10 protein-coding genes are annotated in these 11,800 nt (G+C 47.9%); 1 reads left to right on the top strand and 9 read right to left on the bottom strand.

Annotation, left to right across the window (positions count from 1 at the left end; translation table 11 throughout):
- Positions 1 to 47: 47 nt before the first annotated feature.
- The 4 genes from gltX to MKY28_RS29530 form a co-directional block, all read right to left on the bottom strand.
- On the bottom strand, positions 48 to 1,505 hold the full coding sequence (gltX, locus tag MKY28_RS29545) for a glutamate--tRNA ligase (protein WP_036607153.1): 1,458 nt from the start codon (positions 1,503 to 1,505) through the stop codon (positions 48 to 50).
- 33 nt (positions 1,506 to 1,538) lie between these two features.
- Complete coding sequence (ispF, locus tag MKY28_RS29540) at positions 1,539 to 2,015, bottom strand: 2-C-methyl-D-erythritol 2,4-cyclodiphosphate synthase (RefSeq protein ID WP_017692052.1); 477 nt, start codon at positions 2,013 to 2,015, stop codon at positions 1,539 to 1,541.
- The gene (gene ispD, locus MKY28_RS29535; protein ID WP_076320294.1) at positions 2,012 to 2,707 is read right to left on the bottom strand and encodes a 2-C-methyl-D-erythritol 4-phosphate cytidylyltransferase; all 696 of its coding nucleotides are present in this window, start codon (positions 2,705 to 2,707) and stop codon (positions 2,012 to 2,014) included. Before ispD ends, ispF begins: the two co-directional genes overlap by 4 nt.
- Positions 2,708 to 2,789: 82 nt before the next feature.
- Positions 2,790 to 3,875 carry a PIN/TRAM domain-containing protein gene (locus MKY28_RS29530; RefSeq protein ID WP_100528521.1) on the bottom strand — a complete coding sequence of 362 codons (1,086 nt, stop codon included), beginning with the start codon at positions 3,873 to 3,875 and terminating at the stop codon, positions 2,790 to 2,792.
- Positions 3,876 to 4,048: 173 nt separating this feature from the next.
- On the opposite strand from MKY28_RS29530, the gene MKY28_RS29525 reads away from it, so the two are divergent.
- Positions 4,049 to 4,444 carry a hypothetical protein gene (locus MKY28_RS29525; RefSeq protein ID WP_017692049.1) on the top strand — a complete coding sequence of 132 codons (396 nt, stop codon included), beginning with the start codon at positions 4,049 to 4,051 and terminating at the stop codon, positions 4,442 to 4,444.
- Between the two features lie 126 nt (positions 4,445 to 4,570).
- On the opposite strand, the gene pssA is transcribed toward MKY28_RS29525, so the two are convergent.
- The 5 genes from pssA to MKY28_RS29500 all read right to left on the bottom strand — a co-directional run bounded on the left by pssA (position 4,571) and on the right by MKY28_RS29500 (position 11,795).
- Positions 4,571 to 5,302: a CDP-diacylglycerol--serine O-phosphatidyltransferase gene (pssA, locus tag MKY28_RS29520; protein ID WP_017692048.1), complete on the bottom strand. Its 732-nt coding sequence runs from the start codon at positions 5,300 to 5,302 to the stop codon at positions 4,571 to 4,573.
- Between the two features lie 45 nt (positions 5,303 to 5,347).
- Positions 5,348 to 6,424, bottom strand: coding sequence for a DNA integrity scanning diadenylate cyclase DisA (disA, locus tag MKY28_RS29515; RefSeq protein ID WP_036607144.1), 1,077 nt, complete (start codon positions 6,422 to 6,424; stop codon positions 5,348 to 5,350).
- Positions 6,425 to 6,437: 13 nt separating this feature from the next.
- Positions 6,438 to 7,805, bottom strand: coding sequence for a DNA repair protein RadA (gene radA / locus MKY28_RS29510; RefSeq protein ID WP_036671578.1), 1,368 nt, complete (start codon positions 7,803 to 7,805; stop codon positions 6,438 to 6,440).
- Positions 7,806 to 8,077: 272 nt separating this feature from the next.
- On the bottom strand, positions 8,078 to 10,540 hold the full coding sequence (locus tag MKY28_RS29505) for an ATP-dependent Clp protease ATP-binding subunit (protein WP_036607223.1): 2,463 nt from the start codon (positions 10,538 to 10,540) through the stop codon (positions 8,078 to 8,080).
- 184 nt (positions 10,541 to 10,724) lie between these two features.
- Positions 10,725 to 11,795 (bottom strand): protein arginine kinase, encoded by a 1,071-nt coding sequence (locus MKY28_RS29500; protein ID WP_036607140.1) that lies wholly within the window; start codon positions 11,793 to 11,795, stop codon positions 10,725 to 10,727.
- Positions 11,796 to 11,800: the final 5 nt, after the last annotated feature.

Genomic DNA, 11,800 nt, shown 5'->3' with positions numbered 1-11,800 from the left:
TAGGACTGTGTTCAGATTCCAAATAAACGGAATGTCTTCGACTAAGATTATTTTACTTGTGCAAGCAAACGTTCGATCACCGTATCACGACCCAGAAGCACGATCGTTTGGTTCAGATCCCGTCCATGCGTCTGTCCAGTCAAGGCTACACGAATTGGCATAAAGAGCTGTTTGCCCTTAAAGCCGGTTTCTTTCTGTACTTCCTTGATCAATGCAGCCATTTTGCTTGGAGTAAACTCTTCGCTCGCCTGTACTTTATCCGCAAATGCCTTCAGTACAGTTGGCACCTGCTCCTCCGCAAGCACTGCTTCTCCTTCACTTTCAAGCTCCAGATTGGAACGGAAGAATACTTCCGACAATTCGACAATATCGGAGGCAGAATTCATCTGCTCTTGGTACAGGTGTACCAGAGTATAAGCCCATTCTTTTTGTTCAGCAGACAGCTCGGAAGAAATACGTCCAGCCTTTTGCAGATGCGGAATGGCCATTTCGGCAATACGTTCCGGGTCAGCATGTTTGATATAGTGGTTGTTCAAGTGCGCCAGCTTGTGGGTATCAAATACCGCAGGGCTCTTGGACAGACGTTTCGTATCAAAAATGGAGATCAGTTGCTCTTGCGAGAAGATCTCTTCTTCCCCTTCCGGCGACCAGCCGAGTAAGGAAATAAAGTTAAACATCGCTTCAGGCAAATAGCCGAGCTGATCATACTGCTCAATAAACTGGATAACGGACTCATCCCGTTTACTCAGCTTCTTGTGATTTTCATTCACGATCAACGTCATATGACCGAATTGCGGTGGCTCCCAGCCAAGCGCTTCATAGATCATCAGTTGACGCGGCGTGTTCGAGATGTGATCTTCCCCACGCAGGACGTGGGAGATCTTCATCAAGTGATCATCCACAGCAACGGCATAGTTGTATGTGGGAATGCCGTCTTTTTTCACAATGACGAAGTCACCGGATTCCTTGCTGTTGAACGAGATTGTGCCTTTAACCATATCATCAAACGTATATGTGCGCTCTTCCGGCACACGGAAACGAATACTCGCTACGCGGCCTTCCGCTTCAAACGCACTAATTTGCTCTGGAGTCAGGTCACGGTGTTTGCCAGAATAACGCGGTGTTTCTCCACGTGCTGACTGTTCCTCGCGCTCTTGCTCCAATTCTTCTTCCGTGCAGAAGCAACGGTAAGCCAGACCTTTATCCAGCAATTCCTGCGTATATTTACGATAGAGGTCCAGACGTTCCGTTTGACGGTATGGTCCGTATTCTCCACCCACGTCAATACTTTCGTCCCACTCAATTCCGAGCCATTTCAGGTATTTCAGTTGGCTTTCTTCACCACCGGCAATATTCCGTTTCACGTCCGTATCTTCAATACGAATAATGAATTTACCGTTATTATGTTTGGCATATAAATAGTTAAACAACGCCGTACGGGCATTCCCGATATGCAGGTGTCCCGTTGGGCTCGGCGCGTAACGCACACGAATATCCGTGCTCATATGATCCCCTCCGTCACTAATTGATTGATGATATCACACACGTACAAGGCAAACAACGGATTGAGCGGCAATGCCCTCTCCCCGTCCCGGGAATCCCAGTTGCTCTGTCGTTGTTGCTTTCACGTTCACCTGCGTTACATCCGCTTCCAGTGCCTTGGCAATAACCTCAGCCATCTGTGGGATATAAGGAGCCATCTTTGGCTTCTGGGCAATAATCGTTGAATCGATATTCCCTAGCTTATACCCGCGATCCTTCACAAGCTGCCATACATGCTCCAGCAATTTCAGGCTGTCGGCATCTTTGAATTCCGGATCGGTATCCGGGAAGTGCTTTCCAATATCCCCAAGTGCCAGTGCACCCAAAATGGCATCACTGATCGCGTGCAACAGCACGTCTGCGTCCGAGTGACCCAGCAGACCTTTTTCATAAGGAATCGTTACTCCGCCAATAATACACGGGCGTCCCTCTACCAGCTGATGTACATCAAATCCCTGTCCTACACGTATCATCGCTTCTTCTCTCCCCCCAGCAAAAACGCAGCATATTTCAAATCTTCCGGCGTTGTTAATTTGATATTGGTATAATTGCCTTCCACAACCTTGACCGACATTCCCTGACGTTCAGCCAGCATGGCATCATCTGTTCCCAGAAATCCGTCCTGCTCAGCTGATTCGTAGGCGGAGAGCAGGGAAGAAAGACGAAAAGCCTGCGGGGTTTGAATGCTCCACAGACTGCTGCGGTCTGGCGTCGCCGTAACGACTCCTTCCGCATTCACTTGTTTGATCGTATCCTTCACGGGAACCGCCAGTACAGCTGCTCCACCACCGGCTATGGCGGCCGCCATGCATCCCTTGATCTGCTCATGGTTCACAAAAGGACGTACCCCGTCGTGAACGAGAACCCAATCCGTCCCAAGTGCCTCAAGACCTTTATGGACAGAATGTTGTCTCTCTTTCCCTCCGGGGATAACACGGACACGTGAATCCAGTTGGTATTCTTTTACCCAATCCTGGCAGCGTTCAACATCTGCGGTTCCTGTGACCAGCACCATCTCGCGGATCTCGTCCAGCACAGCAAATACCTCAAGCGTATGTATGAAAACGGGCTTGTCCTGCAGCAACAGAAACTGTTTGCTCTCGGTCGTCCCCATCCGGGTTCCGCGACCTGCTGCCACAATGACAACGCCCCACCCTTTATCCATGCCGCAATCCCTGCCTTGTCTGTCAGTTTATCGTCCAAAGATATACAATATCATTCAACGATACACTACCCATCATACCGCTTTATTGGGCTTTTTCCAACAGTTTCGGCTTGGCAAAAATCATTCGTCCGGCTGAAGTCTGCAACACACTGGTCACCAGCACTTCCATCATCATGCCGATATACTCGCGTCCGCCCTCCACAACGATCATTGTGCCATCATCCAGATAGGCTACACCTTGACCATGCTCCTTGCCATCCTTGATGATCTGCACCATGATCTCCTCACCTGGCAGAACAACCGGCTTAACCGCATTGGCGAGATCATTAATGTTCAACACAGATACACCCTGGAGTTCGCACACTTTGTTCAGGTTAAAGTCATTGGTGACCACTTTGCCCTGAAGCACTTTAGCCAGTTTAACCAGTTTGCTGTCCACCTCGGAGATTTCCTCGAAATCCCCCTCGTAGATCAGGACTTTTACATCGAGTTCCTTCTGGATTTTGTTCAAAATGTCCAGTCCACGCCGTCCTCTGTTCCGCTTGAGCAGATCCGATGAATCAGCAATATGCTGTAACTCCTCCAGAACAAATTCCGGAATTACGATCGTGCCTTCAATAAATCCGGTTTTGCATATATCAGCGATACGCCCATCGATAATAACACTGGTATCCAGAATTTTATGTTCTTCCATCCGTCTATCCTCGTCCACCTCGGGATGACCCCATCGTCCAGACATCCAGAAGGCCCCCAGATCGTCTTTCTTCGCCATGGCAAGGGTATAACCGCAATAAGCACTAATCACCGTCAGCGCTACTTGCAGCACTTCTCCTGCCGTCCCCATCCATCCCACAACAGGGTAGAGCAACAAGGCCACCAGCAATCCTGCAACGGTACCTGCGGCACCTGCAGCCAATTCGTTCATAGGTACTTTTGCCAATGAGTCAATTCCACTATGCAGCCTATCTGCCATCAATGTTCCACCAATATTACATACAGCCATAAACATTACAGCTCCCAGCAGCGTCGATATACCAGCTCCCAGTAATCCTGCTGACTGAATCCACTCCGCCATCCATGGGACCGATTTTCCTGCCAGATGATATGCCGTGTAGCCGAACCATGCACCGCACAATCCTGTAAAAGTTAAAATGCCTTTTTTCCACATTAGTCCCTGCACCTCCTTCAATGTATCTCGAACTTTATATCCAGTATGATCCAATTCCTAGATTGCTAATCCCATCTGGAAGAACTTTTTGGAAATGTTGCAATCGTCAGTTGAAAGTAGGTAAATTATTGGCATATAATGAATTCAATTCATATCCCGAGGTGAGTGGCAAAATGAGTACGCTAAGTTTACAGGCTTTCCAGGATCAAGTTTCTGAACTGTTGTTGCGTCATCGCAGCCTGATTGATGTACTGTCCAAAACGGGACAAGCCGGAGCGTCTGTTAACCGTGCCGTGTCCAAAGCCATTACCGAATGCGGCTGCATCGAGCTGCACGCCACCAAGCAGAAATATGCCCCGGAGAGCGATATCGCTCAAACCAAGGGCCTGCTGGAAACGCATGTGGAAGGTGAGTTGTGTGAGAACTGCAGAGAGGTCATCAGCTCTGAGCTAGGGCGTAACCTGTTCTACATGTCGGCTCTCTGCAATCTGCTGGACATTAACATGGAAGAGGTCGTAAATCACGAATCACAGAAGTGTTCAACGTTAGGGATGTTTAATCTGTCGTAAGAAGATATGTATGTCGTCCGTAAGGGTCTCTTTTACCGTAAATAGATCTGAATAAACAAAAAGCACGCATTCTCCAGTTCAGGAGAGTACGTGCTTTCTTTGTATAGTGTCTGTCCCCAAGGCGACTTAACGATCGGAAGGACGGGAAGATTTCTCATCCTTGCGCTTTTTCGCCCGACTACGCGAGGCCGCTGTTCGCACATTATGCTTCATTCCATACAAGGCGTATAACACCAGCGGAATAAAGATCAATTTGGATAACTGCTCTGGGAAAATAACGGCTACAGCTATGGCAAATAACACAACCCATGGTGCAATCCAGATTGCCTTGCGTGGCAAACCGACCTTTTTGAAATTGGGATATTTAAGCGAACTCACCATCAGATACGATAACAGCAACGTAGCAATCATCATGCTAACCGGGCCAATATCCTTATTGAACAAGGACAGTGTGGCCAGTACCCCGCCGGCTGCCGGTATCGGCAGACCTGTGAAGTACCCGGGAATTCCCGGACGAACATTAAATCGAGCAAGACGAATGGCTCCACAAATCGGAAAAGCCGCTGTTGCGATCCAGGCGAGGATCGGCATCGAATCTTGAAACGACACCATAAATATGATCAGGGCTGGTGCTGCACCAAAGGAAACCATGTCAGACAAGGAATCCAGTTCCTTACCGAATTCACTTTGAGCATTGAGTGCACGTGCCACTCGGCCATCCAAACCATCCAGCAGCATCGCTACAATGACCATAATGGCAGCCAAACTGTAATTTCCATCAATCGCAAGCAAAATTGCCATCATTCCAAGAAACAGATTACCCAGGGTAAAGAGATTCGGAATGAATCTGGTTAGCATCGTTGTTTCACCTCATCCATTTCAAGCCTTTATATAGGCAAACCCTTACATCTGTCTGTCGATAAACATTTGCTCCTGCAAACGTTTGAGGCCTTCCTTAATGGTCCGGGCACGAACTTCACCAATACCGTCCACTTCGTCCAGTTCTTCAATTGTAGCCATAATAACATGAGGCAATTGTTCGAATTGATCCACCAGATTATGGATAATAACATTGGGCAGGCGGGGGATCTTATTTAATACCCGGAATCCACGAGGGGCAACCGAATCCTCAGAAGTAGCCGCTGATGATGGATAGCCGAGAAGACGGACAATATGATGTGCATCCAGCAACTCATCGTCCGACAATCTTTTCAGTCCCACGATAATTTCACGGATTTTGTCATCACTGTCGTCACGGGCATAGTCTTTATACAATAACCAGGCTTCTTCTTCCGTTGTACCCACAAGTTCTTCCATTTGCATGGAAATGAGTCGTCCCTCATTCCCGAGTTCATGAATGTACCGTTGGATTTCCGTTTTGATCCGCATCACCATTTCGGTACGCTGAATCACATTAACCACTTCAGGAATCGTTACTAATTCCTCAAATTCCGAAGCACTCAGATTCGTAAGGGACTGTGTTAATACCGCTTTGTATTTCTCCAGGGTTTGGATCGCTTGATTCGCTTTGGTCAGAATAACCCCGATTTCCTTGAGGGAATAACGAAGTGTTCCCTGATACAAGGTAATGATATTCCGGCGCTGTGATATGGATACCACCAATTTACCCGTTTGCTTTGCTACACGCTCTGCCGTCCGGTGACGAATCCCCGTCTCTGATGAAGAGATAGATGAATCCGGGATTAACTGGGTATTGGCGTAAAGAATACGCTTCAAATCCTCGCTAAGAATAATGGCTCCATCCATCTTGGCGAGTTCGTACAGATAGTTTGGGGAGAAATCACAGTTAATCGAGAATCCCCCATCCACCACTTCCATTACTTCAGGGCTGTATCCTACAACAAGCAGTGCGCCCGTCTTGGCGCGCAGCACATTTTCCAGACCTTCGCGGAAAGGTGTACCTGGTGCGATCAGCCTTAACAACTCATTCATATTATCCAGTTGGCTCATATCTTTCATCTTGTTATGCCCCCTAATCTAAAGCAACCGCTAGTGCATCTGCCACGGTATTCACACCGATCAGTTGTATCCCGCGAGGATGTTTCCAGCCCTTTAAGCTTTTTTCTGGTAAAATGACTCGTTTGAAGCCCAGCTTTGCGGCTTCCTTCACTCGTTGTTCGGCCCGTGATACGGCTCGAACTTCACCTGTCAGACCGATCTCGCCAAAGATGACGTCGTCTGGCTTGGTCGGTACATCTCTCAAACTGGATGCAATGCTGACAGCAACCGCCAAGTCTACAGCGGGCTCATCCAACCGTACTCCACCAGCTACATTTAAGTATGCATCCTGGGTCTGTAAAAACATCCCCATCCGTTTCTCCAGCACTGCAATGATCAGATTTAATCGATGCAGATCTACCCCTGTTGCCATACGGCGGGGAGAAGGGAAATGGGTGGTTGAGATCAACGCCTGTAATTCCACGAGCAGAGGACGTGTCCCCTCCATACTGGCAACTACCGTTGAACCTGCTACACCCAGTGGACGTTCCGACAAAAAGAGTTCGGACGGATTGCCCACCTCACGAAGTCCATCCTCACCCATTTCAAAAATGCCAATCTCATTGGTGGAACCAAAACGGTTCTTCACCGCACGCAGCAGGCGATACGTATGATGCCGTTCTCCTTCAAAATAAAGCACGCAATCCACCATATGTTCTAACATACGTGGACCGGCAATGGCACCTTCTTTGGTAACATGCCCCACAAGAACCGTTGCAATGCCTCTGCCTTTGGCAATCCGCATGAACCTTGACGTACATTCCCTTACCTGTGCTACACTACCCGGCGCACTGGTAACTTCGGGAAGATATACCGTCTGAATGGAGTCGATGACCAGAAAATGCGGCTGGATCTGATCCACCGCTTCCTCTACACGTTCCATATTCGTTTCACACAGTACATACAACTCGGCAGAGAGTGCCCCAAGACGGTCGGCCCGCAATTTGGTTTGCTTGACTGATTCCTCACCGGAAACATATAACACACGCAAACCCGAATGCGTCAAAGCATGAGACGTCTGCAACATCAACGTTGATTTACCAATACCCGGATCTCCGCCCACCAGAACGAGTGAACCCGGAACGATTCCGCCACCCAATACCCGGTTCAACTCTCCGATTCCAGTCTGTACACGCGGTTCCTGACCGCTATCTATATCTATGATAGGAAGCGGTTTATCTTTACTGTCAAACAGAGGAGAATTTCTCCCTTGTGTTTTGACCACCGTCTCTGTTTCTTCCACCATTGAATTCCATGACTGACAACCCGGACACTTACCGTACCACTTGGGGGCTTCATAGCCGCATTCCGTACATTGAAACTTGGTTTTAACTTTGGCCACTTCAGCACTCCTATAATTTAATTTTATAACAGCATTTTGCATTATTCGACGAATTTCACCCAAACTCCCTGACGTGCAGGGTTACTAAAAGTTTACCATTGTTTGAGATTTTTCGTAAAGGATTATTGCAAACTTTACACATGTTCCTGACATAATCATGTCCGTCTTCTGTCCAAAGTGCAAAAAATCCTCCCCGGCCGAAGCCGGGAAGGATTTGATTAAGGATTATGGATCAATACAAGCTGAAGTTTAACTCCAAAGCTTGCTAAATATTATTTAGTTTCGATTTCCTCATTGGACGGAACGACCACGTCTTTTTTCGTAACAGACAGTGCACCGTTCTCTTCGTCGATGAGCAATGAATCCCCTTTGGTTACGTTACCTGTGAGCAACTCTTCGGACAATTTGTCCTCGATATGCTTCTGGATCGCCCGACGAAGCGGACGCGCACCGTAAGCTGGATCAAAGCCTGACTTCGCAAGGAAAGACTTGGCATTATCAGTGAGTTCGAAATCGACCTCATGTTCGAGCAGTCGTTTACGAAGTTCTTCACTCATAAGCGTAACAATTTCAGCGATGTGTTTTTCTTCAAGTGAGTGGAACACGATAATTTCATCAATCCGGTTAAGGAACTCTGGACGGAAGCTTTTCTTCAGCTCATCCATCACTTTCCCCTTCATGTTGTCATAATCTGCTCCTGCATCTACAACTGCAGTGAAGCCCAGTGTAGAGTTACGTTTGATCGCTTCGGCACCCACGTTGGATGTTAGAATGATCAGCGTATTGCGGAAGTCAACGACGCGACCTTTGGAATCCGTCAGACGACCATCCTCAAGCACTTGTAACAAGATATTGAATACTTCTGGATGTGCTTTCTCGATTTCATCGAGCAGGACTACGGAATATGGTTTGCGACGAACTTTCTCTGTCAGCTGGCCACCTTCTTCGTACCCAACATATCCTGGAGGCGCTCCGACAAGTCGGGAAGTCGAGTGCTTCTCACCATACTCGGACATATCAATCCGGATTACTGCATTTTCATCGCCGAACATCGCTTCAGCCAGAGCACGAGCAAGTTCTGTTTTACCTACCCCTGTAGGGCCGAGGAAAATGAATGAACCCATCGGACGTTTTGGATCTTTAAGTCCCGCACGAGCACGACGAACCGCACGGCTGACAGACTTCACTGCCTCATCCTGACCGATGACACGTTCATGTAGAATAGACTCCAGATTCATCAGACGCTGTGTCTCTTCTTCTTTCAGTTGGTTCACAGGGATTCCTGTCCAGCTGGCTACCACTTGTGCGATATCCTCAGGAGTAACCTCGGAATCGGTGCGACCTTGTTTCTCTTTCCACTGGTTCTTCGTTACATCCAGCTCTTCACGGATTTTTTGTTCCGTATCACGCAGAGCTGCTGCTTTTTCGAACTCCTGACTTTGAACTGCAGCGTCTTTTTCCTTACGGATATCTTCCAGACGGCTTTCCAGTTGTTTCAGGTTTGGTGGGATCGTGTAAGAGTTCAATCTTACTTTGGAACCCGCTTCATCAATCAGGTCAATCGCTTTATCTGGCAGGAAACGGTCTGTAATGTAACGGTCAGACAGTTTAACGGCCTGCACAATTGCTTCGTCCGTAATTTTCACGCGGTGATGCGCCTCATAACGGTCACGCAAGCCGTGCAAGATTTGAATCGCTTCTTCTGGAGAAGGCTGATCTACAGTAATCGGTTGGAAACGACGCTCAAGCGCTGCATCCTTCTCGATGTATTTACGATATTCATCCAGTGTTGTCGCACCGATACATTGCAATTCTCCACGAGCCAGAGCCGGTTTCAAAATGTTAGAAGCATCGATGGCACCTTCAGCCCCGCCTGCGCCAATCAAGGTATGCAATTCGTCGATAAACAGGACAATGTTACCTGCTTGGCGAATCTCATCCATGATTTTTTTCAGACGATCTTCAAACTCACCACGATATTTGGTTCCAGCGACTACTGAACCCATATCCAGGGTCATTACCCGTTTGTCGCGCAATGTTTCCGGAATCTCATTTGCAATGATTTTTTGTGCAAGGCCTTCAGCAATCGCTGTTTTACCTACACCTGGCTCACCGATCAATACCGGGTTGTTCTTCGTACGACGGCTGAGCACCTGGATGACACGTTCAATTTCTTTGCTACGTCCAATAACCGGGTCAAGGTTATTCTCTCTGGCGTATGCCGTGAGGTCACGTGCCAGACTGTCCAGCGTTGGTGTGCTTACATTGGCAGGTGTGCCATTATGGCTGGATACAGCTTCACTGCTGCCAAGCAATTGCAGCACTTGTTGACGTGCTTTGTTCAGGCTAATTCCTAGGTTATTGAGCACACGTGCTGCAACACCCTCGCCTTCACGAATCAATCCGAGCAGGATATGCTCTGTGCCTACATAAGTGTGGCCCAATTTACGAGCTTCATCCATAGACAGTTCAATTACTTTTTTCGCACGTGGCGTATATGCAATGTTGGTAGGTTGCTCTTGGCCACGGCCAATTAGCGTTTCTACTTCATCCTGAATTTTTTCCAATCCGAGTCCCAGGCCGATCAGTGCTTTGGCTGCGATGCCTTCGCCTTCACGAATGAGGCCGAGCAAAATATGCTCAGTACCGATGTTATTATGACCGAGACGGACAGCTTCTTCCTGCGCGAGTGCGAGCACCTTTTGGGCCCGTTCCGTAAATCTTCCAAACATCATATCTCCTGCACCTCCATGGTTTTGGATAAAACGAGGTCATGTAATGAAATAACCGTCGTATTCTTCATATCATTTTTGTTTGCAGCCGTGCTGCGAATAAAGTCATTCGGCATTTGTACATGCCTTATTATATAAAAGCCGCAATGCGGCATGAAACCATAATTCAATACTATATCAGGCTAAACTAGGACTGCTTCGCTGCATTGATCGTATCACGAATCAACTGAGCACGGTATATGTCACGCTCATCTGTGCGCATATCTTCCCCGAATGTTTTCTGCAAAAATCCCGGCTGTGTCATCACATTCAACTCATTCATTACCGTGATGGACAGTCCATCCAACAATCCGAGATCCACGCCAAGGCGTACATCCGATAAGCGCTGTGCAGCTTCCTTGGAATCAACAATAGCTGCATGAGACAATATGCCATAAGAACGCATGACACGATCCGTAATCCGCAGTCTGGAGTCGGTAATTAACCGTTCTCTGGCTGTACGTTCATGACCAATCATCTGTAACACAACACCATGCAGGTTCTCAATGACTTCCTGTTCGGTCTGTCCCAATGTAATCTGGTTCGAGATCTGGAACAGGTTACCCATCGCCTCGCTACCTTCACCGTATATTCCTCTTACCGTCAATCCCACTTGGGAAACTGCGGTTAGAATACGGCCTATCTGTTGTGTCATCACCAGGGCAGGCAAGTGCATCATAACCGATGCTCTAACACCTGTACCTACATTAGTAGGACAGCTGGTTAAGTATCCTCTGCGATCATCAAAAGCATAATCCACGTGCGCTTCAAAAGCATCATCTATTGCGGAAGCTTTCTCCCAGGCTTCTTTCACCTGGAACCCCGGATAGAGGCACTGGATACGAAGATGATCCTCTTCGTTAATCATAATACTGACTGACTCATCCTCACTGAGAATAACCGCACCATTCCTGGATTCATTCGCAAGACTTGGACTGATGAGATGTTTCTCCACCAGCACCCGTTTGTCGAGTTCGTCAATATCGATCAGATCCAACGTATGAAAATCCCCAAAGGCATGAACGTCATCGTATTGAAGTACTTCGCTCAGCTTATTCAGCACCTCTTCCGATTGCTCATTGGAAGCCAGCATCGGAAACGGAACATGCTGAAGGTTGCGTGCAATCCGGACACGGCTGCTAATGACAATTTCGGAATCAGCCGCATCACTGCGCATCCAGTCGCTGAGCGCCTTCTCTGTAAAGCGCAGATTAGGCATTACGC

The organism is Paenibacillus sp. FSL R5-0473 (genome assembly GCF_038004565.1).
Lineage (GTDB): Bacteria > Bacillota > Bacilli > Paenibacillales > Paenibacillaceae > Paenibacillus > Paenibacillus amylolyticus.
The sequence above is the reverse complement of the archived record's forward strand: the minus strand, read 5'-3'. Positions and strand labels throughout refer to the sequence as shown.